Origin of the sequence: Janthinobacterium sp. B9-8 (assembly GCF_000969645.2) — a bacterium.
Lineage (GTDB): Bacteria > Pseudomonadota > Gammaproteobacteria > Burkholderiales > Chitinibacteraceae > Iodobacter.
In genome coordinates, this window is the sequence record NZ_CP014222.1 from 191,675 (window position 1) to 216,516 (window position 24,842).

Consider the following 24,842-nt stretch of genomic DNA (forward strand, 5'->3'; position numbering starts at 1 on the left):
GATAGGGGAAAACTCAATTAGGGTTGCCCAGATAAAACCCCTAGATTTTGATTACAGATTATGTTTGTAAAATGGAAGCATCGTAAGAGCGGCTTCAGCCACGAATGGCTGAAGGGGCATTTTTGCGGCTAAGACCGCTCCTGCGAAAGGTCGCTATTCTGGTGGTTTTGCCTAAGAGGGAAATAAGCCTAGTCTGCTTATTATTTCTTCAGCCAGCCCTCAATCTTACTAATAATTTCCTTATCGTCCGGCTCGGTGATCGAGCTATAGGCGGTGACTGTTTTGCCATCCGGGGCGATCAGGTATTTATAGAAATTCCATTTGGGTGAGGTATCTGATGCCGCAGTTAATCGCTTAAACAGGGGGTTGGCATCTGCGCCGCGCACGCTGGATTTCTCTAGCATGGGGAATTCTACAAAGTAGGTAAGGCGGCAGAAATCGCCGATTTCTTTATTGTCGGCTAGCTCTTGTTTGAAATCATTAGATGGAAAACCGACCACCAATAAGCCTTGTTCTTTATATTTGGCATAGATTTTTTCTAGCTTATCAAATTGCGGGGTAAAGCCGCATTTACTGGCGGTATTGACCACCAGAATAGGCTTGCCGCTATAGCTGCATAAATTAAAGGGCTCTCCTTTTAAGGTTTTACTTTGGTAATCCAGTAAGGGCGGGCAGGCCGCCATGCTGATTGAGCTGCAAAAAACCATTAGGGCAAGTAAGCGCATGGAAAGATCCTTTAGGCGGTTTGCTTAGCATAGCCTGATTTTGCATGAGTCATTGTTTAAGGTGTGCAATATTTTTATGCGTGATCCGCTCGGTTTTTATGTTTCATTCATCGTGCTTTGTAGTGCTTTAATGGCCGAGCTGAGCTGGTCTTGAAAATCAGCATCGGCATGCAAGGTATTTGAAATATCTTCTAGGCCGCTGCGAAGTATGGAGATTAATGAGGCCTCTTGACGTTCGGTGAGTTGTAAGCTGACCAGAGCAGCCTCAATTCGCGTGGTGACAGTATTGAGAATAATCGATGCTGAAGCGCGGCCATTTCTTTGCAGCTCATCGGTTTTGCTGAGTGCGGCTGTGAGCGATCTGATTGTTTCTTCAATGGCAAGGCCCTGTTGTTTGGCTTGCACCATGGTATTGAGTGCTTCTAGCTTTGCTTCGGTGGCTTCAATCAGAATGGCCAGATGATCGCGCAGCCGGCCGCAGCGATCAGGATCGTGCTCGGGCATATTGCAGATCAGGGCGCGGATATGCGGGAAAGTAATCGACATCCGGCTTTTAAACTGGGTGATGCGATCCATCGTGGCCATATGGTGCAAGATGGATGTTTCCAGTGCACTGGCTGGCCCGCGCGTATTGACGGCAAGTGATTTTCCGGCGGGCAATAAAAACTCAACCACGCTATCCACTTCAAATAAAGCCAGGGCATTGAGCAAAGACTTGGCGAGCTCCACAGGGGTGTTGCAGCGATTAAAATGCTTGAGGCCTTCGATTAGCAGGCCCGTTTCACTCATGCTGGTCATGGCCATCATGGCGGTATTGGTGGCGTATTGCGCTTGTGATTTTAATTGCTGACGTTCTTTAATTAATTGCAGAACATGGGCTACTTTAGCTTGTAATACTTTTGGGTTGGCAGGCTTTAGTACAAAATCTTCTCCGCCTACATCAAAGCCTTGCAGGCGATCTTCAATAGCGTCCAGCGCAGATAAAAACAGCACCGGAGTATCGCTGATATCAAAATCACTTTTAATCTGGCGGCATAATTCATAGCCATCCATTTCGGGCATGATGACATCGGCTAATACTAGTTTTGGGCGCTGTTGTTGTGTGAGTTGGAGCGCGGCCTTGCCGTTTTCTGCCGTGATTACATTGCATGTTTCGCTTAAAGCATCAAAGATAAAATCCAGCATAAAGAGATCATCATCAACAATGAGGACCAGCGGCTTTTCTTGATTGTTCATGATCTCTATCCTGTAAAAGTAAGCGCTTGGCTAAGCAAGCCTTTTTGGAAAATGGCGGGTGGGTTAGGAGCGGATTACAAAATATTTTGCTTCTTCAATCACTTTTTTTGCATTTATGGGTTCGCGCTGTACTCCCGGCCACCCGACTCCCAGTTTTTTTTCCAGAGCATAAAATCGCTGGCGGGCATGGGGTGGCCGATCAGATAGCCTTGTACTTCATGGCAGCCAATCTGGGCGACCAGATCCCAGTCTTCTTGTGTTTCAACGCCTTCTGCTACAAGGTTGAGTGCAAATTTCCGGCCAAGATCTGCGCTGTGCTCCAGTATTGTTTTGGCGGATAAATCTTGCGTTGCACCGCGCACAAAGGCTTTGTCGATTTTGAGCTCGGTAAAGGGAATCTGGATAAGATGCTCCATGGTGGAAAACCCGGTGCCAAAATCGTCTACCGATAAACCAAAACCCATAATGCGTAAGCGGGTCAGGATATCCAGGCTCAGCACATAATCATGCGAGAGCTGGGTTTCGGTGATTTCCAGCGTAATCGATTCCGGGCTAATGCCATGCTCCTGAAGCACTTGGGCAAATAAGTCGGGCAGCTCAAGGCGATGCAGATTACCCATTGATACATTGATCGATAGCTTGATTTGCTCGCCCTGATCCTGCCATTCTCTTAGTTGGCGGGAGGCAATGCGTAGTACGCAGAAGGTCAGCTCGTCAATCAGGCCAAGTGCTTCGATGGCTGGCACAAATAAATGCGGCCCGAGTAAACCACGTGTAGGGTGCCGCCAACGTGCCAGGCTTTCAGCACCAATCACAATGTGCTCCTTGGTGCTGACCTTGGGCTGGTAGTACAGCTCCACTTCCCCGCAAGCCAGCCCGTGGCGCAACTCCTCTTCAAGCAGCTGCAATTCAGGCGGCTTGTTATGGGCTTGCGAAAGCGCCGAGTAGGCGGGTTGCTGTGATAAAAGCGCGGCCAGCTCGTTTTTTTTAACAGGTTTGGTTAGCACTCCTGCCAGCTTTAAATTAAAAGAATGAGCGAGTAATTCGGCGGCCTTCAGTACTTGCCTGTCCAGCGCAGAGAGAATGGCGATATAGCCGGTGTAATGCAGCGATCCAAGCTGGCGTAAAAAGGCAACGCCATCCATATCCGGCATTTGCAAATCACAAAATATCCAGTTGGGCAGTGGTGCTTGCCTTAGCCTGAGCAAGGCGGCTTTTGCACTCAGAATGGGTGTGACTTGGCTGATGCCTAAATCGTTTAAATGCTGCTGGATAGCGTCCAGCATAAATTCATCATCGTCGACCAGCAGGATGCTGACGGCTTGCTGGCTTTCTTGGGTAGAGGCGGTCAGCTCTGTGCTGCTGCTTAGCAAGCCGATATGCTGTAAATGCTGGCAAGTTTGCTGAAACAGCAGATGAAGTTGCTCAATATGGCTTAGCAGCAGCGCCGGGCTAATGGTCTGATTGATCTGCTCCATCGTGGCTAATTGCTTGCCCAGCAGCATGGCGCCAACGGTGCGGGCAATTGATTTAAGCCGGTGACATTCCTGATTAATTTGCACCACATTGAGCTTGGCCTGGCTGATATGGCTAAGCCCTTCCTGAATGGATTGTGCAAATTTTTCGCAATACTTGCTTTGCCGCTTTGGATCATTGCCCAGCATATTTTGCATTTGGCTTAGATCTATCAGCAGGGCATGCTCATCGCTGCTTACCGTGGGCGGTAACTCTTCGGTATCAATTTCGGCGGCTTGTTGTTGATCGCCCAGCCAGTAAGCCAGTGTTTGATAAAGCTTTTCTGCCTGCACGGGCTTGCCGATAAAGTCGTTCATACCGGCACTGAGGCAGTGCTGGCGATAGTCGGTTGATACATTCGCGGTCATGGCGATAATAGGGAGATCATTAAATTCAGGTTTTTTTCTGAGCATCTGGCAGGCGGTAATGCCATCCATTTCAGGCATTTGCACATCCATCAAAATGGCATCAAAGTGGCTTTGCTCTGCCAGCAAAATGGCTTCTAAGCCATGATTGGCAATGCTCACTTCGGCACCCATCATTTCGAGTAACTCAGCGCCAATTTGCTGGTTAAAAGGGTGATCATCGGCCAGCAGAATGCGCTTTCCAATTAAAAAGTGTTCATTGGCTTTGTTTTTTGACCAATGCGGCAGCGGCTTGGGCAGGGCCTGGATTTCAGGAAGCTCGAGGCAAAATTTAAACTCACTGCCTTCGCCCAATTGGCTTTCTACGCTGAGTGCCCCCCCCATCAGCTCGACTAATTGGCGACTAATCGCCAGCCCCAGCCCCGTGCCGCCATATTTGCGGGTGATTGAATTATCTGCTTGCTGAAAGGATTGAAATAACTGTGTTTGGGCCTTGGCAGAAATGCCTATACCTGTATCTTGGATGCTAAATAGGATGCAGCCGGCGTCATCATGGAGAATAGAGAGGGTAATCGTGCCTTGCTCGGTAAATTTAATGGCATTACTGAGTAAGTTAATCAGTACTTGTCTGATACGCAAATCATCGCCCTGTACAAATGGCGGCACTTGTTCGCTGATGATGGTGCGAAGTAATAAGTTTTTTTCTTCTGCTTTTTGCTGAATCAGTTCATGCACATTATCAATGAGCTCGGGTAGGGAAAAGTCGCGCTTATTGATTTCTAACTTGCCCGCTTCAATTTTAGAAAAATCGAGGATATCGTTGATTAAATCCAGCAAATGCCGGCCAGATAGGGTGATTTTTTGCAGATAATCGCTTTGCTTGGCGCTTAAAGGGGTGAGCTGGGCTAAATGCGCCATGCCCAGCACGCTATTGAGCGGAGTACGAATTTCATGGCTCATATTGGCTAAAAACGCGCTTTTGGCTTGATTTGCGTTTTCTGCCTGTTGTTTAGCCGCTTCTAGCTCCTGAGTGCGCTCGATCACGCGCAGCTCCAGAGTGGTTGTTAACTGCAATAAGCTCAGCTCATAGTCGATGCGATCAGTGATATCGCGCACCATGGCGGTGTAAACCGGTTTGCCTAAATTATGTAAATAGGAAATCGCCACTTCAATGGGAAACTCATGACCATCGGCGTGCTGGCCCATTACTTGGCGGCCTGTAGTACCGCTCATTTTGCGATGCCCTTTGCCCTGGCTGGCAAATTGCTGCATCAGTTCACGATGCTTTATTGCAAGTTGGGTGGGGATAAGCGTTTCAATAGGGCATCCCAGCATTTGTGTGGCGGGATAACCGAACATATTTTCTGCCGATTGATTGAATAAAATAATATTGAATTCGGCATCGGTGGTGATAATTGCATCCATTGCCGAATCGATCATGCCGGCAAGCTGAGCCTGGTTGCTTAACAGTGCGTTTTCATTGTTTTTTCTTTCGGTAATATCATGCTGTGTGCCAATAACCCTGAGCGCTAAGCCTTCGGCGCTACGGCTAACGGCCATGCCCCGATCAACAATCCATTTCCAGCTGCCATCTTTATTCAGAATGCGGTATTCGTGGCTAAAGTGTGGCGTGCTGCCTGTGAGGTGTGCCTGGATATTGGCCATCAGCCGAGGCTGATCTTCCGGGTAGACTCGTTTTTGCCACTCCTCATAGTGATTGCCGATTTCATCTTCGGCAAAGCCCAGCATTTCCTTCCAGCGCCGGCTGTAAAAGACCGTATTGGAGGTAATATCCCAATCCCAAAGCCCGTCGCCTGAGCCTTCGATTGCAAATTGCCAGCGGCTCTCACTTTCTTTGAGCTTGCTGATGTCCTGAATGCTGACCGGCACAATGCGGGCTTCTTCAATTGAAGAGGGAATCGGGTAGGAAAGCAGGGCTTGAAATTGCCTGCCTTGCAAGGTCTTGAGATTAACTTCGCTGCGAAAAACACGGTCTCCCCGCCAAAAAGCCATTAATTCCTGCCGAATGACTTCGAGCGCACCTTCGCCAAATAAAGAGGTAAAGCCCTGCATAAATTCGGCTTTGCTGCTGCCTTCAAATAGCGCCAGCGTGGCTGGATTAATATCGATTACGCGGAACAGGCTGATCATATTAATGAGGGCGGCGGGGGTGTGCTCAAGATGGGCGGCTAAATCGGTAATGCCTGCATCACGAAGTGCGGTGAGATGGATAAGCAGGGCTGTCATGTCCTGATTCCAGATTGATAAATCGGCATTGTTGAATAATTGCCGGTATTGCTGGGCTTGCTCTTGCAAGCCGGATTGCCGGGTGTTCAGCTCGCTTAAATCACGTAGCGTCATCAAAATGGCTTTGCCTGCCTGAAGGGGCAAAATGCTGCGGCTAGCTTGAATAGTTTTATAAAGGCCATTCTTGCAGCAAACGCTTAATTCGAGGCTTGGGAAAACAGGGTTTTCTTGTTTAGAAAGCAAGTTTTGCTGATGTAAATGCCGGTGTTCAGGATCCGCATCACGCCACCAGTCTGCCAATCTGGGCATCTCATCAAGCTGATAGCCAAAACTGTCGCTAAAGGCGGGATTAAGATAAATGATTTTGCCTGCTGTATCGCAAATTAGATTGGGCGCAGGCGAGGCTTTGATCAAGGCATCGAAATAATACTCATACTGCTCGCTGAGCCTATGGCTTGCCGTGATGTCTTCCACGCTGCCGATATAGCCGGATATTTGGCCATGCGCATCCCAGAGCGGCTTTGTTCTGGAGCGCAGATAGCGTAGCTCATGATTAGGCCGCAGAATGCGAAAAGAAAGCTCAAATTCAGTTTGGGTTGCGAGTGCATTCTGCCATTGCTGATGGACGGTCTGGCAATCTTCGGGGTGCAGCTTTTTAAGCCACCCATATCCCAAGCTTTCTTCAAGTGATAAGCCAAACATCGCCAGCAAGGCGGTATTGCCATAGCGACACTGCCCACTGGCATTGCACAAATAAATGCCAGCAGGGATCAGATCGATCAGTTGTTGTTGGGCTATTTCACTTGAAGCTGCGGACATTACCAGAGCACCTTCTTATTAAGGTAGTAACACTTTTCTTCCTTAAGCTTAGGTTAGTCTGGTAAACCTTCAAGGATCTTGTAATTTAATGGTAGATAATCTTATGTACTTTGGTCATTAATTAGTAAATATTGTGCATATTTTGTAAGTTTATGTCTTGCTTTATGATAAAGCGTCTGTGTCTACATGATTAAGTACGGTTATTTTTCTGCTCAAAATGGCGTAAAAAAACCCGGCAAGCCGGGTTTTTTGCTGCACAGTGACTTAGTTACTTCTTTTTCTGCGGTGGCAGATCCGTGCATACGCCTTTGAATACTTCGGCAGCCATACCAATCGATTCGCCCATGGTTGGGTGAGGGTGGATGGTTTTGCCGATATCTACGGCATCGCAACCCATTTCGATGGCAAGGCAAATTTCACCGATCATATCGCCAGCGTGTGGGCCAACAATCGCACCGCCGATGATTTGCTTGGTATCTTGATCAAAGATCAACTTGGTAAAGCCTTCGTCACGGCCATTGGCAATAGCACGGCCAGATGCGGCCCATGGGAATACGCCTTTACCGTAGTTGATGCCATTTTTCTTGGCTTCATCTTCGGTGACACCTACCCAGGCGACTTCAGGATCGGTATAGGCCACGCCAGGAATCACGCGGGCATCAAAGAAGGCTTTGTGATCCGCTGCATTTTCAGCAGCAACGTGCGCTTCGTGCACGGCTTTGTGTGCCAGCATAGGCTGGCCAACCAAATCGCCAATCGCAAAAATATGCGGCACATTGGTGCGCATTTGATTGTCGACAGGGATAAAGCCGCGATCGGTTACGATCACACCAGCGTTTTCTGCGCCGACTTTGCCGCCGTTAGGTACGCGGCCAGTTGCATGCAGTACGAGGTCGTAGCATTGCGGCTCTTTTGGGGCATTTTCGCCTTCAAAAGTGGCCCAGATGCCGTCTTCTTTAGCTTCTAGTGCGACAGTTTTGGTCTTGAGCATGATGTTGTCAAAGCGATGGGAATTCCATTTTTCCCATACTTTAACGAGGTCGCGATCTGCGCCCTGCATCAGGCCGTCGAGCATTTCCACCACATCAAGGCGTGCGCCCAGTGTGGAGTAAACCGTGCCCATTTCCAGACCAATAATCCCGCCGCCCAAAATCAGCATGCGTTTGGGTACAGATTTCAGCTCCAGCGCGCCGGTTGAATCGACCACGCGTGGATCATTCGGCACAAAGGGTAGCTTAAATACTGAAGAGCCAGCAGCGATAATCGCTTTCTGGAACTTGATGATTTTGGTCTCGCCAGTGACTTCTTTGCCATCACCCGAAGTGATTTGTACTTCCATATGGTGAGGATCAATAAAGCGCGCCACGCCACGTACGAATTCTACTTTACGTGCCTTGGCCATACCGGCTAAGCCCGTAGTCAGCTTACCAATTACTTTTTCTTTAAAGCCACGTAGCGCATCGATATCAATCTCTGGCTCGCCAAACTTAATCCCGTTGGCCGCCAAGTGTTTCACTTCATCAATCACCGCCGCATTGTGCAGCAGGGCTTTAGAAGGAATACAACCGACGTTTAAACACACACCGCCTAGCTTAGAAAAACGCTCAACGACGATGGTTTTCATGCCAAGGTCAGCAGCACGGAAAGCCGCGGAGTAGCCACCTGGACCACCACCGAGTACCACCATTTCGCATTCGTAATCAGCGACACCCGTGTGGCTGCCTGCAACTGGGGCGGCTTGTGGTGCTGGGGCAGGAGCGGCAGCCGCTGCTGGGCTTGGCGCTGCGGCTGGAGTAGCGGTGGCAGTTGCTGCCACTTCTAAAATCACCAGCAAGCTACCTTCAGAAACTTTGCCGCCCACGGCGACTTTGACTTCTTTCACTACGCCAGCATGGGTAGAAGGCACTTCCATCGTCGCTTTATCGGTTTCTAGCGCAATCAGGGATTCTTCAACGGCCACCGTGTCGCCGACTTTAACGAAGACTTCGATGATATCCACATTGTCATGGCCGCCGATATCGGGGACTTTAATTTCGATTAGATTGCTCATCATTTATTCCATTTGATCTGTGCAAGGGGCTAAGTCTGGAAAAATCTAAAGATCTACCTATTGGAGGAGCAACACGGTTCCAGATGATCAAGCGGTTTTAGCTTGACGCTGAGGGAGCAAAATCTCAAACCACAGAGAACACAGAGAGCACAGAGCACACAGAGAAAATCAATAATCTGATACATTTCTCTGTGTGCTCTGTGTTCTCGTTTTACTCTGTGGTTCAAGGTTTAGCTCTCTATCAAGGCCAGCGACAAATCTTGCTAGCTAGGAAGCGGTTTGCTCACCCTAAGATGAGATTTAAATTTCTGCTTACAACACCAAGCGGCGGATATCGCTTAGGAGCTTGCCGAGTTGCACGGTGAAGCGGCCGGCCATTGCGCCGTCGATGACGCGGTGATCGAAGGAGAGCGACAACGGGCACATCAGGCGTGGCATAAATTCTTTGCCATTCCAGATCGGCTTAACTTGTGATTTACACACGCCAAGAATCGCCACTTCAGGGGCGTTGACGATAGGCGTAAAGCTAGTGCCGCCAATGCCGCCAAGGCTAGAAATGGTAAAGGTTGCGCCTTGCATATCGGTCGGCTTGAGCTTTCCTTCACGCGCTAAGGCGGAAAGGTCGGTCAATTCTTTGGCGATTTGCTTCAGGCCTTTTTGGTCGACATTTTTGATAACAGGTACAACCAAGCCATTTGGCGTGTCAGCAGCAAAGCCGATGTTGTAATACTGTTTTAAGATCAAATTGTCGCCATCGAGGCTGGCGTTAACGGTAGGGAAGGCTTTCAGCGCTTCAGCCGCGGCTTTAATAATAAAGGCCAGTGGCGAGAGCTTCATGCCGCTCTTTTCCCACTCTTTAGCTATGGATTTGCGGAATTCTTCCAGCTCGGTGATATCGCATTCGTCGTTAAACGTGACGTGTGGAATCACTACCCAGTTGCGGTGCAGATTGGCGCCAGATAGCTTCTGAATACGGCTTAGCGGCTTGGTTTCGATAGGGCCAAATTTGGCGAAATCGACTTTTGGCCAAGGCAGCAGATCAAGGCCAGAGCCTGTGCCTGTTGCTGCGGGCGCATTTGGCGCTGCAGCTTGGCCGCTCATAATCGATTTCACATAAGCTTGTACATCGCCATGCAAGATACGGCCTTTAGGCCCTGTGCCGGTGATGCGGCCCAGATCAACGCCCAATTCACGAGCAAAGCTGCGAATCGAAGGCGATGCGTGGGATTTTTTGAAGCTGGCTTCGTCAACTGTACGCGCTGCTGCTGCGGGAGCTGCAACGGGAGCAGGTGCTGCAACTGGAGCTGGCGTTGGAGCCGCAACGCTAGCAGCTGCAGCCACCGGTGCTGCGGCAGCTGATGATGCAATGCCTTTCAGTACCAGAATCAAGCCACCTTCGCTGATTTTGTCGCCCACTTTTAGCGTGATGCTTTCAACCACACCCGCTTCAGGGGACGGCACTTCCATCGAGGCTTTGTCGGTTTCTAGCGTGATCAGTGATTGTTCTTTCTCAACCACATCGCCGACTTTTACAAATACTTCGATCACATCAACTGCATCGTGCCCACCGATATCCGGTACGCGCACTTCGATGCTGCTGGCAACGCTGGCTACGGGAGCCGCTGCCGGAGCTGGAGCAGCTGCTACAGGAGCGGGCGCTGCAACAGGAGCCGCAGCAGGTGCTGCTGCACTGGCGGTATCTGCGGCTTCTAGCAGTAAAACGATGCTGCCTTCAGACGCCTTATCGCCAATTTTAATCTTCATTTCTTTTACAACACCGGCGTGGGTCGATGGCACTTCCATCGTTGCCTTGTCGGTTTCGAGTGTAATCAGTGATTGCTCTACTTCAATGGTATCGCCAACTTTTACAAAAACCTCGATCACTTCAACGCCCTCGTGGCCGCCGATGTCGGGGATTTTTACTTCAATCAATGTGCTCATATATACGAATCCTGTGAGGGGTATGGAGTGAGAGGGGAGAAGGGACGAATCCCTCCTCCTTGTCTTTAAGCGTGCTGCTTAAGACAAAGTCTCACTGCTTTACACGGTCCAAGGCGCTGGGCGGTTGGCTGCAATGCCGTACTTTTCAAGAGCCTCTGCTACTTTCGCAGCAGGAATTTTGCCCTCGTCAGCCAGTGCTTTCAGTGCAGCGATCGCAACGTGGTAGCGATCGACTTCAAAGAAGCTACGCAATGCTTTACGTGAATCGGAGCGGCCATAGCCGTCGCAACCCAGCACAACGTATTTAGCAGGAACGTATTCACGAACTTGATCTGCAAACGCACGTTTGTAATCGGTAGCCGCAATCACAGGGCCTGTACGACCAGTCAAGCATTCAGTTACATAAGGCACTTGCTGTGCTGCCATTGGGTTAAGCATATTGTGACGCTCAACCGCCATACCATCACGGCGCAGTTCGTTAAAGCTTGGGCAAGACCAGATATCAGCATCAATACCAAAATCAGCTTTCAGTAGATCTGCCGCAGCGATCACTTCGCGGAAGATGGTACCTGAGCCTATCAGCTGCACTTTCAGTGCAGCATCTTTGGCGCCCTCTTGGAACATATACATGCCGCGCAGGATGCCTGCGGCCGAGCCTTCTGGCATGGCTGGGTGGCTGTAGTTTTCATTCATTACTGACAAGTAGTAATAGATGTTCTCTTGGTTTTGATACATGCGGCGCATACCGTCTTGCACAATCACCGCCAGCTCGTAAGCGAAGGTTGGATCGTAAGACACGCAGTTCGGAATAAACTCAGCAAACAGATGGCCGTGACCATCTTGGTGCTGCAAGCCTTCGCCGTTCAGCGTAGTGCGGCCAGCCGTACCACCGACCAAGAAGCCGCGAGCGCGTAAATCGCCCGCTGCCCATGCCAAATCACCAATACGTTGGAAACCAAACATCGAGTAGTAGATGTAGAACGGAATCATGGTGACGCCGTGGTTGGCGTAGGAGGTTGCCGCAGCAATCCAATCGCTCATCGCACCGGCTTCGTTAATCCCTTCCTGCAATACTTGGCCAGTCTTGGATTCCTTGTAGAACATCAGTTGGTCTGCATCTTGTGGCTCGTAAAGCTGACCCACATGTGACCAAATACCCAACTGGCGGAACATGCCTTCCATACCAAAGGTGCGTGATTCATCCGGCACGATAGGCACGATGCGGTTACCGATTTTTTTGTCTTTAACCAAGGTGTTCAAGATACGAACAAAGGCCATGGTGGTGGACATTTCACGCTCACCGCTGCTACCCAATAAACCTTGTAATGCGTCTAAGCCAGGTACTTCCAGTGGCTCGTCGATTGGCTTTCTGGATGGCACAAAGCCGCCGAGTGCCGAACGGCGCTCGTGCATATGCTTCAGCTCTTGGCTGTCGTCAGCAGGGCGATAGAATTTGCAAGCAATCGCTTCTTCGTCGGTCAGCGGGATATTAAAGCGATCACGCAGGTAAAGCAGATCGGTGTCCGACAGCTTTTTGGTGTTGTGCGCTACGTTTTGTGATTCGCCGGCCGCGCCTACGCCAAAGCCTTTTACTGTTTTAACCAGCAAGAGCGTCGGTTGATTTTTGTGCTCGGAAGCGGCTTTATAAGCTGCGTACACTTTATAAAGATCGTTACCGCCGCGAGTCAGACGCCAGATATCGTCATCCGACATGGCCGCAACCAAGTCGAGCAATTCTGGGTAAGCACCGAAGAAGTGTTCGCGTACATAAGCACCGTTTTTGGATTTGTAAGTCTGGTATTCACCATCGACTACTTCCATCATGCGTTTTTGCAGCAGGCCTTTTTTGTCCTGAGCAAGGATGGCATCCCAGCCTGTGCCCCAGACTACCTTGATCACATTCCAGCCCGAGCCACGGAAATCGCCTTCCAACTCTTGAATGATTTTGCCGTTACCGCGTACTGGGCCGTCAAGGCGCTGCAAGTTGCAGTTAATCACAAAGATCAGATTGTCGAGCTTTTCACGGCCAGCTAGGGAAATCGCGCCTAAGGATTCTGGCTCGTCCATTTCGCCATCGCCGCAGAAGCACCAAACTTTACGATCGCCTTTTTGCTTAAAGCCACGGTCGTCGAGGTACTTCATAAAACGGGCTTGGTAAATGGCCATCAGCGGGCCAAGACCCATCGATACCGTTGGGAACTGCCAGAAATCAGGCATCAGCCAAGGGTGCGGATAGGACGATAGGCCACCGCCTTCTACTTCACGGCGGAATTTATTCAGTTGATCTTCGGTAATGCGGCCTTCAAGAAAAGCCCGTGCATAAACGCCTGGTGCAGAATGGCCTTGGAAGTAAACCAGGTCGCCGCCGTGGTTTTCTGAAGGCGCATGCCAGAAGTGATTCCAGCCGATATCGTATAAAGTGGCTGCGGAGGCAAATGAAGAAATATGGCCGCCCGGCTCTGCTTCGTCACGATTAGCTTTAACCACCATCGCCGCTGCATTCCAGCGGGTATAGGCCAGAATACGTTCTTCCAGATTAGGCTTGCCCGGGTGCTTGGCTTGCAGGTGTGCCGGAATCGTATTGATATAAGCTGTAGTAGCGGTATACGGAATATTGACGCCATCTTGGCGTGCATGATCGACTAGCTTTTCAACCAGGAAATGGGCGCGCTCTGCGCCTTCTTTTTCGAGGACGCTATCGAGTGACTCTAGCCATTCTTGCGTTTCTTGGGGATCGAGGTCATGAAGCTGCTCTGCCATTGGTCTCTCTACCTTGTGAGTGGGTTAATTATCCGCACAGTGATTGTGAGGAGGCGGGTTGTGTGGACCCGCCTGCTTTAAAAGGCCTGCATTGTAATAGGCATGTATAGATACATCCCGTTTAACGGGGAGTATTTCGCTTGTAATAATTCACCAGACCGTTGGTCGAAGCATCGTGGTTAGTGGTCAAGCCAGGGGTAGTTAAATCGGCTTCGATGGCTTTTGCCAATTGCTTGCCGAGTTCTACACCCCATTGGTCATAGGAATTAATATTCCAGACCGTGCCTTGTACAAACACTTTGTGCTCGTACAGGGCAATCAGTGCACCTAAACGCCTCGGTGATAAACGCTGCATTAAGATGGTGTTAGTCGGGCGATTGCCTTCAAATACTTTATGTGGAACTAAAGCATCCTGTGCTTCGCCGGTAATGCCTTGTTTATCTAATTCTGCCCGGACTTCTCCTTCATTTTTACCGCGCAAAAATGCTTCTGTCTGGGCAAATACATTGGCCATCAGAATGGTATTGTGCGGCTCAGGAATATCCGGATGCTCTATGGTGGCAATAAAATCGACGGGTACGATTTGGCTGCCCTGATGCAATAACTGGTAATAAGCGTGCTGCCCGTTAATACCGGTATCGCCCCATACAACAGGCCCGGTGCGATAGTTCACGCGTTTGCCATTCAAATCAACCGTTTTACCGTTTGATTCCATATCCAGCTGTTGTAAATAAGCTGGGAATCGATAAAGCGATTGGTTATAAGGCGAAATAAGCTGGGTGCTGGCACCAAAGAAATTGATATACCAAACACCGAGCATCCCCATAATCACCGGTAAATTCTGCTCTAATGGTTTACTGCAGAAATGCTGATCCATGGTGTATGCACCATGAAGAAGATCCTGGTAATTATGTTTGCCCAAATAAATAGCAATCGGTAAACCAATCGCGCTCCATAGGCTATAGCGGCCACCGACCCAATCCCAGAATTCAAACATATTGTTGATATCAATGCCGAATTCGCTGACTGCCTTGGCATTGGTCGAAACAGCCACAAAATGCTTGGCAATATGTTTTTCATCACCCGAGGCTTTTACAAACCATGCACGCGATGTGCGGGCATTGGTCAGTGTTTCCTGAGTGGTAAATGTTTTGGATGAAATAATAAAGAGTGTGGTTTCTGGATTAAGTTCGGCTAATGTAGAAATAACCTGATCACCATCGACCGTCGAAACAAAGTGCATCTTCAGGCGTTTATGGCCGTAATCTTTGAGCGCCTGGCAAACCATCAGCGGGCCAAGATCTGAGCCGCCAATCCCGATATTGACAATATCGGTAATCGCTTTGCCGGTGTAACCCAGCCATTCACCCGAACGTACTTTATCCGAGAAAATGCCGATTTTTTCTTTAACGGCATTGACCTTGGGCATGACATCTTCGCCATCAACCATCAGCGGGTGTTTGTCTAGATTACGCAGGGCGGTGTGCAAAACGGCACGGTTTTCTGTGGTATTGATTTTTTGCCCGGAAAACATCGCTTTAATGCGATCTTCCAAGCCAGACTGACGGGCCAGATCCATCAGCAAAGTCATGGTCTTGGCGGTAATGCGGTTTTTTGAGTAATCAAAAAACAGGCCGCCCGATTCAATAGAAAACTGCTCAAAGCGTTGCGGATCGTCGTTAAACAGATCACGTAAATGCAAAGGGGACACTTCTTTGAAGTGCTCTTCCAGAGCAAGCCACGCTGGCGATTGTGTGAGGTTAGGCATGATGTGGTTTGGCATGAAGTAAATGAGTCCTTAAAAATCAGCTGTAGTTGTCATGACCACGAACACGCTTTTCTTTGAGGCTGCGCTTCATTTTTTCGAGCTGGTCTATGAGTTCTGGTCCGCGTCTGAGTGCTACGCCTACGGCGAGTACGTCAATAATCACCAGGTGCACAATACGAGTGATCATTGGGGTGTAAAGATCGGGGTCTTCCATTGTGTCGGCATAAAGGCAAAGCGAGCAACGCTTGGCCAATGGCGATTTGGAATGGGTAATACCGATGACATCGGCTCCGGCATCACGGGCAATTTCTACCGAGCGCAGTAAATCGAGTGTGCGGCCCGAGTTAGAAACAGCCACAACAGCATCCCCTGGCCCGAGCATCGATGCGCTCATGCCGTGCATATGCGGATCGGTGTATGAAACAGTTGGCACGCCTAAGCGGAAAAACTTGTTCTGTGCATCAATCGCTACCGCACCGGATTGCCCCTGGCCGTAGACTTCAATTTTCTTGGCATTCGACATAATGGTGATCGCGCGCTCTAAGACCTCGGTATCGAGTTCATTACGGCAGCGCAGCAAATGTGAAATATTATTGTCGAATAATTTGCGTGCCAGATCGTGCGCCGAATCATCACGGCTCACCATAGAGTGCACATAAGGCACGCCAGACACCAAGCTGCGTGTAAGACGCAATTTGAAATCCTGCAAGCCAGAGCAGTTGAGTGAGCGACAGAATCGAATCACGGTGGGTTGTGAAACCAGCGCTAAGTCGGCAATTTGCGCAATGGGTGCATTAGCGACCAGATTGGGTTGCTCAATCACCAGCTCTGCCACTTTGCGTTCTGATTTGCTGAGGCTATCGAGTGCGGCCTTGATACGTTCGAGCATGTATTTTTCTCACACAATTGTAGGGTGGCTTAGCCCAGCGTTTTTTGGCTGGGCTAAGCCACCATGGCACATGAAACTCGGGAGCCAGGGCAATATCGCTGAACGAGACAAACCTCGCACGCAGATCGCCTAAGCTGCCTTAGGAAAGTATCAAGTAGCCCAAAATACCTGTTTGAGTCCATTGCACTTATCCAGCACACGGCGGATAGGGAATAGCTCAGTGGCTGGTTTTTGCTCAAGCAAGGCCGTTTGCAATAATGCTTTTTTACTGTCGCCAGTGATATGTACGATTACCGAACGGGCTTTTGCCAGTGTAGGCAGAGTGAGCGTAATGCGCTGATGGGGCGCTGCTGGCGGGGTGACTGCAGCACAAAGGGCGTCTGATACACAGGCGGCTTCCAGCTCGGCTGCATTGGGGAAGAGCGATGCAGTATGGCCATCATCTCCCATACCTAAAATCAGCACATCCAGCGGGGACGGCAGGGCGGCAAGGCGTTCTTCAATGGCCGCTTGGCCTTCATGCGCGCTGGCCGCATTTGATACTTGTGAAATAAAAGTCGCTTGGGCAGCTTTATCCTGCAAGAGATTCTCACGGGTAAGACGCTCATTGCTATCCGCGTGATCGGGGGCAACCCAGCGCTCGTCCGCCAGTGTGATGACTACTTTTGACCAGTCTAATTCTTTTACTCGCAAGGCTTTAAACATGCCGGCGGGGGTTCTTCCCCCTGATACTGCAATTCCTGCCTGACCACGCGCCGCAATGGCTGCACTTAATTGCTCAGCGATAAAATCAGCCAATTGATGATCTAATTCGTCTTTTGACGAATATTCGTGCCATGACAGTGATGACATGTTTTACCTCATGATAATGAAAGAACGGGCCAGAAAACTGGCCCGCTTTATAGTCTCAATTTTAATTAAGCTTCTTCGTGCCAGCAAAGGCCGTCGCGCGATAGCAGGGCTGATGAGGCAGCAGGACCCCAAGTGCCGGCAGTATACGGCTTAGGACCATCCGGGCTGCTTTCCCAGTTGTCGATAATAGGCTCAACCCATTTCCAGGCTGCACGTTGCTCGTCACGGCGTACAAATAACGATAGATCTCCGCGAATCACATCAAGCAACAGGCGCTCGTATGCTTCCGGGCTGCGGGTTTGGAAGATTTCTTTGAAATCCATATCCAGATGCACAGGGCGTAAACGACCTTGATTGCCCGGCTCTTTTGCCATCATATAAAGACGTACAGATTCGGCAGGCTGTAGCTGAATAACCAAGCGATTTGGCGTGCTGGCTGTACGGCCATAAATGGAGTGCGGGGTTTCGCGGAAGTTAATCACGATCTCGGCAAGGCGCTCGGATAAGCGCTTACCTGTGCGTAGATAAAACGGTACACCCGCCCAGCGCCAAGTCTGGATTTCTGCTTTAAGGGCCACAAAGGTTTCGGTTTTTGAATGGGCCGGAACATCAGGCTCGGTCAGGTAGCCTTGCACAGGTTTGCCATCCACTGCACCCGCGCGGTATTGGCCACGAACAACCTTGGTGTGAACGTCTTCGGTTGTGAGCGGTTTTAAGGCACGTAAGATTTTGAGCTTTTCATCACGTACAGCATCGGCATCGATCGATGCTGGTGGCTCCATCGCAACAATGGTCAGTAGCTGCAAGAGATGGTTTTGCACCATATCGCGCAATGCGCCGGTTTTATCGTAGAAATCGGCACGGGATTCAACGCCTACTTGCTCGGTAACGGTAATTTGTACGTCGCGTATCCATTCTCTGCGCCAGAGCGGCTCAAGCAAGGTATTGGCAAAGCGTAAAGCCATTAGGTTCTGGACCGGTTCTTTGCCCAGATAATGGTCGATTCGATAAATTTGATGTTCTTGGAAATATTCACCGACTTCATCATTAATCTTGTTTGATGAAGCTAAATCGTGTCCCAATGGTTTTTCAAGCACGACGCGGGCGTTGCCAGCAGCAAGGCCAGCTTCGGACAAACTCTTGGAGATCGGGGCAAATAAATCAGGTGCAGTCGACAGATAAAATACGCGAACACGTTTTGGAAATGCATTGAGTGCATCAGCTAGCTTACTGAATTCTGCGGGATGATTGGCATCCAGCTGCAAGTATTCAATACGCGCAGCAAACGAGGACCAATCTGTATCATTATAGTGGCGCCCTAAGTAGCCAACGGCTAAAGCATGGGCTTTTTTGAGGTAGGCAGCAGTGTCTGGAACACTGCGGCCCAGACAGACAATGCGCCCTTCTTGGGGCAGATTGCCTTCTTGATGTTGGTGGTACAGCGCTGGTAGCAATTTACGCATTACCAAGTCGCCAGTGCCGCCGAACAGCACCATGTCGAAAGCGTCGATCGGAGTCATCCGCGAGAGTCCTTATTCTTAATTCGGTTTTTGGGCCTTGGCGGGCACGTAAGACTTTGTAATCTTACTACACCACTAAATAGCGGCGCAAACGAAATTCGCCAAGGCCCATGAATGATGGGGGATTACACGTAGCGCAGAATGTTAACCCTGTGTAAATGTTGACTATTGATACAGCGCAATGAAATCAAATTTCCAAGCTGATGCGGTTGAAGTTATAGGTGCTTTGTAGTAAAACTACGATCAATTTTACAGAAATGCACGTGGCGTGCTGTGATCGCGCCGTAACTCGGAGCCTTTGTCTATGTCCGTTCATCCCAAGCTTGCCGAAGTCACTGCGCGTATTATCGCAAGAAGCCAAGGCCCCCGCTCTCGTTATTTAGCCCGCCTTGAAAAAGCTGCCAGTAAGGAGCCGCTACGTAAGGGTTTAGCCTGTACGAATCAGGCTCACGCCTGGGCCGCTGCGCCAGAAAACGACAAAATAATGATGCGCGAAATGCGTCAGCCCAATCTGGGTATTGTCTCTGCTTACAATGACATGCTGTCCGCGCATCAGCCGTTTGAAATGTTTCCTGCCATTATTAAAGAGGCGGTGCGTCAGGCGGGTGCAACAGCACAATTTGCGGGTGGCGTACCAGCAATGTGTGATGGTGTGACGCAAGGCCAGCCGGGCATGGAGCTCAGCCTGTTTAGCCGTGATGTGATTGCCATGTCGACCGCAGTTGGCCTATCGCACAATGTATTTGATAGCGTGGTTTGCTTAGGCGTCTGTGACAAAATTGTGCCGGGTTTGTTGATTGGTGCATTGCAGTTTGGTCATTTGCCAACGGTTTTTGTTCCTGCTGGCCCGATGACCTCGGGTATTGCTAATAGCGAAAAAGCCAAGGCGCGCCAGTTATTTGCTGAAGGCAAATGTGGTCGTGAAGAATTATTGGCCTCAGAAGAAGGCTCTTACCACGGCGCAGGTACATGTACTTTCTTTGGTACAGCTAACTCTAATCAAATGTTGATGGAAGTGATGGGCCTGCATTTGCCAGGCGCCGCTTTCGTTAATCCGAATACCCCACTGCGTGACGCGCTGACTGTTGCAGCAGCACAACGTGCGATTGCTATTACTTATAAGGGCGATGAGTTTACGCCGGTAGGTAAGGTGGTCGATGAAAAATGTATCGTAAATGGCATTGTTGGTTTGCTTGCAACAGGTGGCTCGACCAATCACACCATTCATATGATTGCGATCGCTCGTGCAGCGGGCATCATTATTGATTGGACTGATTTCGATGATTTATCCGCCATTATTCCGCTGCTGGCAAAGATTTATCCTAATGGCTCGGCCGATGTAAATCATTTCCATGCTGCTGGCGGTATGGGCTTTTTGATTCGTGAATTACTTGATGCGGGCTTGCTGCACGAAGATGTGCTGACCGTAGCAGGCAAAAGCTTGCGTCCTTATGCGAATGAGCCTTTCTTGGGTGAGGATGGCAAGGCCGTATGGCGCCCAGCCCCGCTTGAGCCCGTTGACGACAATGTGGTTCGCCATGCTAGCAATCCATTTAGTGCTGACGGTGGTTTACGCTTGTTGGCGGGTAACTTGGGTCGCTCTGTCATCAAAATTTCTGCGGTTAAACCAGAAAATCGCTGTGTTGAAGCGCCAGCGATTGTGTTTGATGATCAAGATGATGTGTTGGCAGCCTTTAAACGTGGCGAGTTGGAAAAAGATTTTGTAGTCGTGCTGCGTTTCCAAGGCCCATGTGCCAATGGGATGCCAGAGCTGCATAAGCTCACGCCTGTGCTAGGGCTTTTGCAAGATCGCGGTTTTAAAGTGGCCTTGGTGACCGATGGTCGTATGTCGGGCGCGTCTGGCAAAGTGCCTTCTGCCATTCATATGACGCCAGAAGTCTTAAAAGGCGGCCCATTGGGCAAGGTTAGAACGGGCGACATCATCCGTCTCGATGCCGATGCGGGCGTGGTTGAAGCCAAGGTCGATGCAGCTGTTTGGGCTGCTCGCACCGTGGATGCCGCAGATCTGTCTGCTAATGAGCATGGTATGGGGCGTGAGTTGTTTGCCACATTCCGCTCTGCAGCAACTGGCGCTGAAGAAGGCGCAATCAGCATGGGCCTCGCTCATTAATTAAGTTTTTTTTGATGGGGGAGCATCGCTGAGTGAAGAAAAGCATTCGCACTCAGCGAGATACTCATCGAATTGTCATTACTGATGGGTATCACTCTGCTCCTCCCATCCTATATATCTAATATTTACAGAACAGGAAGAACAACCCCATGCAAATTCGCGAAATCATGCGCTCTTGTCCGGTGATGCCGGTTTTGGTAATCGAGAAAGTAGAGCATGCAGTTCCATTGGCAAAAGCCTTGGTTGAGGGTGGTATATGTGTGCTTGAAGTGACTTTACGTACCGATGCAGCTTTGGCAGCAGTGCGCGCCATTGTTGATAACGTACCCGGCGCGATTGTTGGCGTAGGCACTGTAGTGCGCCCAGAGCAATTTGCTGAAGCAAAAGCTGCAGGCGCGGTATTTGCGGTGACGCCTGGCCTAACACCTAAGCTGGCTGCTGCGGCCCGTGCTGCCGATATCCAATTACTACCCGGTGTAATGACCCCATCTGAAGCAATCGCTGCTTTGGAAGAAGGTTTTGATGCCTTAAAACTATTCCCAGCTGAGCAGGCCGGTAGCATCGGCATGCTGAAAGCAATGGGCGGCCCATTGCCACAAATCTTATTCTGCCCAACTGGCGGTGTAAGCCCAGAATCTGCGCCTAAACTCTTGGCGATGCCTAATGTAGGTTGTGTAGGTGGCTCATGGCTGGCACCAAAAGAAATGGTTGCGGCAGGTGATTGGGCAGGGATTACCGCCCTGGCTCGTGCTGCAGCAGCATTTAGAAAGTAATTAAATTGTAAGGTGGGTACAAAAACTTGCTCACTCTAAGATTTAAATCAATATTTCATTATTTATAGGGAATAGCCATATCGTCAGCAAGACGACAGTTGGGTATTCTTTGTATTCAATTTTTTTATGCGCGGCTCTGTAGCGAGCGCGTTTTTTCTGAACTCTCTGAGGAGCACCAGGCAATGGCAGCAATTCGTATCGCAATTAACGGCTACGGTCGTATCGGTCGCAATGTACTGCGCGCTTTGTATGAGTCTGGCCGTACTGATGAATTCCAAATCGTAGCAATTAACGATCTGGGCGACGCTAAGACCAATGCTCACCTGACTCAATACGATACCGTGCACGGCAAATTTGCTGGCAAAGTATCGGTTGATGGCGAGTTCATGGTTGTAAACGGCGACAAAATTCGCGTTTGTGCTCAGCGCAATCCAGCTGATCTGCCATGGGCAGAAATCGGCGTTGATGTGGTGATGGAATGTACTGGCTTCTTCGCTAGCAAAGCAAAGGCTTCGGCTCACATCACTGCTGGCGCGAAAAAAGTCATTATCTCCGCGCCTGGTGGTAATGATGTCGATGCAACCATCGTGTTCGGTGTAAACCACGACACGCTGAAAGCAAGCGACACCGTTATTTCTAACGCCTCATGCACAACCAACTGCCTTGCGCCGCTGGTTAAGCCATTGAACGATAAAATTGGTCTGGTTTCAGGCTTGATGACCACGATCCATAGCTACACCAACGATCAAGTACTGACAGACGTTTATCATGAAGACTTGCGTCGCGCTCGTTCAGCAACGCATTCGATGATCCCAACTAAAACCGGCGCTGCTGCTGCGGTTGCACTGGTATTACCAGAGCTGAAAGGTAAGCTAGATGGTTTCGCTGTTCGCGTACCAACGATCAATGTGTCCTTGGTTGATCTGACTTTCACTGCTGCTCGTGAGACAACAGTTGAAGAAATCAACCAGATCATGAAAGAAGCGTCCGAAGGCCCAATGAAAGGCGTGTTGAACTACAACGACCTGCCATTGGTATCAATCGACTTTAACCATGACCCAGCATCCTCTACCTATGAAGCATCGCAAACTAAGGTTTCCGGTGGTACTTTGGTGAAAGTGCTGTCTTGGTACGATAACGAGTGGGGCTTCTCTAACCGTATGCTCGATACCACTAAGGCATTGTGGAACGCTAAATAAGCACACTTCTTTAGCTTAAGCCCGGTTTCAAAAAATACCCGCAGCAATGCGGGTATTTTTTTGCCTGCTGGTTTCTTGGATCGTGGGCTAGCGCCTTTGGCCGCTCTAAAGCATGGGCGCCTTATACAGCCCTTATTTCGCGGCGTTGGAGGCTTTTTTAGGGCTTCTTGGCGGAAGAAGTGATTGGTCAGACCCATTGGATGCTCTGTGCGGTCTTAGTGTGATTAGGTATGTTTTTTTGCGGTGGGCTGGAGTGAAAGTCAGCAAGGTGTGGCCCAATAAATTAAAACTGAGTATTTTATGTGTCAGTTTTTAAGCAAAAACCATGTTGCAAATGTGCAACATGAATACTCTTGATCCCTGTTTTACTGCTGATTTACTGGCAGATCCTGATGCTTTTTTTGTTGTTTGATTGATCGTGTCAGGGAAAATAATTATGAGGATGTTAAATGACAATTGAATATTTTATTCAATTTTGTCAATTTACTTATCTTATTTTTAATAGTAAAAAAGTTAAATATTTACTTGTTTTATATATTAATATTTACCACATTTATATTTTGTTTTAATGTATTTTTGCGCTCGATTATTAAGATATAAAGTGTATTACTTAGTGTATGCCAAATAGATACTGTGTTGGTATTTTTACGTATGCGGGTTTGGTATTTTTACAGCAGAACAAAATTTATCGCTGTGGTTATATACGGGCTTCGGAGCACTTAGCTCGCTTGATTTTTATTAAGTAGATTCAGTTTTTTTACTGAGTTGGCTTTAAATAAAATGCGCTGCTGAGTGGTCTTTCAAATCCTATGGATCCGAATTCAATTATTGAATTCGTGGCTCTAAAATTGATAAAGGAATCTCAGTATGTTTAAGCGCGTTCTTATCGCTACTGCCGTATCCGCAATGTTTGCAGCTCCTGCATTCGCCGATGTAACCATCAGCGGTTCTGCTGAAATGGACCTGATGTACAAGACTAACCAAGCTGGTACAGATGGTAAGGGTAAAGTTGCTGAAGAAATTGCAGTTATCGTAAACGTTGATGGTACTGACAAGCTGGATTCCGGCGATACGCTTAAATGGCGCCTGGCTCAAAAAGTAGCGACTCCAGATCGTTACGACAGCTTTGGTCAACGTGAAGCTTGGATCGGTTACGAAACTAAGTTCGGTGAAGTTCGCTTCGGTAACCAGTTCTCTAACCAATACCTTGAGTTAGATGGCTTTGCATCTTCAGGTCAAGGCAACTTGTGGGCTGACTTTGGTTCGCAACAAGTTCAATACGCAAACGGCGTAAGCTACTTCTCACCTAAATTCAGTGGCTTTAGCTTTGCTGGTCAGTATGATTTGGGTAACGGTCGTAACTCAGCTCGCGCTATGGAATTGACAGCTAACTACACTGGCTACGGTTTCAATGTTGCTGCTGGTGCTTCTGAAGCCAAAAACGGCAAAAGTGCTTCTTCTAACGCTGCTACATTCGGTGGCGGTGCTAAGGGTTGGGGACACTCAGGTGACTTCACTGTAGGTAGTAATGCAGAAAACAAACTGCGTACTTACAATATCGATGCTAAGTACAAAACTGGTGCGTTTGATCTAGCTGCTGGTTACAAGCGTAACGAATGGAAGGGCACTGTTAATTTGGCTGTAGTGGGTCAAAAAACTACAGTTGACCAATTCTTGGTTGCTGCTGGTTACACCATGGGCAAAAACAACTTCAACCTTGGTTATCAGCGTGTGCAAGACAGCAAGACTGATGGTGCTAAGCGTGATGACGGCATGAACGTAATCAACGCTCAGTACAACTACACACTGTCTAAGAACACAGTTGCATTTGCTCAAGTTCGTCATCACATGTTAGACACAGCTGGTAAAGCTAGTGTAATGACAGCCGATACACAGCTTGATGGTTTTGCGCTTAACTCAGATAAGAAAAACGCGACACGTCTGATGGTAGGTACATGGACAGCGTTCTAATTTAGAACCTGACCTAAAAGTGAAAAGCTGGCATTTTATGTTGGCTTAGCACTTTAAAAGCTAAAAAAACGCCACGATGCA

At 49.1% G+C, this 24,842-nt stretch carries 14 protein-coding genes; 4 read left to right on the plus strand and 10 right to left on the minus strand.

The genetic code is table 11. The features are described from left to right. Positions 1-200 precede the first annotated feature (200 nt). The 10 genes from VN23_RS00805 to zwf all read right to left on the minus strand — a co-directional run bounded on the left by VN23_RS00805 (position 201) and on the right by zwf (position 18,687). On the minus strand, positions 201-725 hold the full coding sequence (locus VN23_RS00805) for a glutathione peroxidase (protein ID WP_046350971.1): 525 nt from the start codon (positions 723-725) through the stop codon (positions 201-203). A gap of 96 nt (positions 726-821) precedes the next feature. Continuing rightward, a complete protein-coding gene (locus VN23_RS00810) occupies positions 822-1,961 on the minus strand; it encodes a response regulator (protein WP_046350972.1) in 1,140 nt (379 codons plus the stop codon). Positions 1,962-2,074: 113 nt separating this feature from the next. Next, positions 2,075-6,907 (minus strand): PAS domain S-box protein, encoded by a 4,833-nt coding sequence (locus tag VN23_RS00815; protein ID WP_046350973.1) that lies wholly within the window; start codon positions 6,905-6,907, stop codon positions 2,075-2,077. Between the two features lie 268 nt (positions 6,908-7,175). Continuing rightward, on the minus strand, positions 7,176-8,957 hold the full coding sequence (gene lpdA, locus VN23_RS00820; RefSeq protein ID WP_046350974.1) for a dihydrolipoyl dehydrogenase: 1,782 nt from the start codon (positions 8,955-8,957) through the stop codon (positions 7,176-7,178). A 312-nt stretch (positions 8,958-9,269) separates the two neighbouring features. After that, the gene (gene aceF, locus VN23_RS00825) at positions 9,270-10,898 is read right to left on the minus strand and encodes a dihydrolipoyllysine-residue acetyltransferase (RefSeq protein WP_046350975.1); all 1,629 of its coding nucleotides are present in this window, start codon (positions 10,896-10,898) and stop codon (positions 9,270-9,272) included. Between the two features lie 99 nt (positions 10,899-10,997). Then, entirely contained in the window at positions 10,998-13,658 is a 2,661-nt protein-coding gene (gene aceE / locus VN23_RS00830; protein ID WP_046350976.1) for a pyruvate dehydrogenase (acetyl-transferring), homodimeric type, read from the minus strand. A 121-nt stretch (positions 13,659-13,779) separates the two neighbouring features. Beyond that, positions 13,780-15,426, minus strand: a complete 1,647-nt coding sequence (gene pgi, locus VN23_RS00835; RefSeq protein WP_046350977.1) for a glucose-6-phosphate isomerase — start codon at positions 15,424-15,426, stop codon at positions 13,780-13,782. Between the two features lie 37 nt (positions 15,427-15,463). After that, positions 15,464-16,315 (minus strand): transcriptional regulator HexR, encoded by an 852-nt coding sequence (gene hexR, locus VN23_RS00840; RefSeq protein WP_046350978.1) that lies wholly within the window; start codon positions 16,313-16,315, stop codon positions 15,464-15,466. Between the two features lie 150 nt (positions 16,316-16,465). Then, positions 16,466-17,167 (minus strand): 6-phosphogluconolactonase, encoded by a 702-nt coding sequence (gene pgl / locus VN23_RS00845; RefSeq protein WP_046350979.1) that lies wholly within the window; start codon positions 17,165-17,167, stop codon positions 16,466-16,468. Between the two features lie 65 nt (positions 17,168-17,232). Further along, positions 17,233-18,687, minus strand: a complete 1,455-nt coding sequence (gene zwf, locus VN23_RS00850; protein ID WP_046350980.1) for a glucose-6-phosphate dehydrogenase — start codon at positions 18,685-18,687, stop codon at positions 17,233-17,235. Between the two features lie 304 nt (positions 18,688-18,991). On the opposite strand from zwf, the gene edd reads away from it, so the two are divergent. The 4 genes from edd to VN23_RS00870 all read left to right on the plus strand — a co-directional run bounded on the left by edd (position 18,992) and on the right by VN23_RS00870 (position 24,761). Next, the gene (gene edd / locus VN23_RS00855; protein ID WP_046350981.1) at positions 18,992-20,818 is read left to right on the plus strand and encodes a phosphogluconate dehydratase; all 1,827 of its coding nucleotides are present in this window, start codon (positions 18,992-18,994) and stop codon (positions 20,816-20,818) included. 149 nt (positions 20,819-20,967) lie between these two features. After that, the gene (eda, locus tag VN23_RS00860; RefSeq protein WP_046350982.1) at positions 20,968-21,591 is read left to right on the plus strand and encodes a bifunctional 4-hydroxy-2-oxoglutarate aldolase/2-dehydro-3-deoxy-phosphogluconate aldolase; all 624 of its coding nucleotides are present in this window, start codon (positions 20,968-20,970) and stop codon (positions 21,589-21,591) included. Positions 21,592-21,773: 182 nt separating this feature from the next. Continuing rightward, positions 21,774-22,790: a type I glyceraldehyde-3-phosphate dehydrogenase gene (gene gap / locus VN23_RS00865; RefSeq protein WP_046350983.1), complete on the plus strand. Its 1,017-nt coding sequence runs from the start codon at positions 21,774-21,776 to the stop codon at positions 22,788-22,790. A gap of 867 nt (positions 22,791-23,657) precedes the next feature. Beyond that, positions 23,658-24,761: a porin gene (locus VN23_RS00870; RefSeq protein WP_046350984.1), complete on the plus strand. Its 1,104-nt coding sequence runs from the start codon at positions 23,658-23,660 to the stop codon at positions 24,759-24,761. Positions 24,762-24,842 lie beyond the last annotated feature (81 nt).

Excerpts from the sequence above, each read along its gene's own strand:
- VN23_RS00805 (WP_046350971.1), bottom strand. The coding sequence starts at position 725 with ATGCGCTTACTTGCCCTAATGGTTTTTTGCAGCTCAATCAGCATGGCG.
- VN23_RS00810 (WP_046350972.1), bottom strand. The coding sequence starts at position 1,961 with ATGAACAATCAAGAAAAGCCGCTGGTCCTCATTGTTGATGATGATCTC.
- VN23_RS00815 (WP_046350973.1), bottom strand. The coding sequence starts at position 6,907 with ATGTCCGCAGCTTCAAGTGAAATAGCCCAACAACAACTGATCGATCTG.
- lpdA (WP_046350974.1), bottom strand. The coding sequence starts at position 8,957 with ATGAGCAATCTAATCGAAATTAAAGTCCCCGATATCGGCGGCCATGAC.
- aceF (WP_046350975.1), bottom strand. The coding sequence starts at position 10,898 with ATGAGCACATTGATTGAAGTAAAAATCCCCGACATCGGCGGCCACGAG.
- aceE (WP_046350976.1), bottom strand. The coding sequence starts at position 13,658 with ATGGCAGAGCAGCTTCATGACCTCGATCCCCAAGAAACGCAAGAATGG.
- pgi (WP_046350977.1), bottom strand. The coding sequence starts at position 15,426 with ATGCCTAACCTCACACAATCGCCAGCGTGGCTTGCTCTGGAAGAGCAC.
- hexR (WP_046350978.1), bottom strand. The coding sequence starts at position 16,315 with ATGCTCGAACGTATCAAGGCCGCACTCGATAGCCTCAGCAAATCAGAA.
- pgl (WP_046350979.1), bottom strand. The coding sequence starts at position 17,167 with ATGTCATCACTGTCATGGCACGAATATTCGTCAAAAGACGAATTAGAT.
- zwf (WP_046350980.1), bottom strand. The coding sequence starts at position 18,687 with ATGACTCCGATCGACGCTTTCGACATGGTGCTGTTCGGCGGCACTGGC.
- edd (WP_046350981.1), top strand. The coding sequence starts at position 18,992 with ATGTCCGTTCATCCCAAGCTTGCCGAAGTCACTGCGCGTATTATCGCA.
- eda (WP_046350982.1), top strand. The coding sequence starts at position 20,968 with ATGCAAATTCGCGAAATCATGCGCTCTTGTCCGGTGATGCCGGTTTTG.
- gap (WP_046350983.1), top strand. The coding sequence starts at position 21,774 with ATGGCAGCAATTCGTATCGCAATTAACGGCTACGGTCGTATCGGTCGC.
- VN23_RS00870 (WP_046350984.1), top strand. The coding sequence starts at position 23,658 with ATGTTTAAGCGCGTTCTTATCGCTACTGCCGTATCCGCAATGTTTGCA.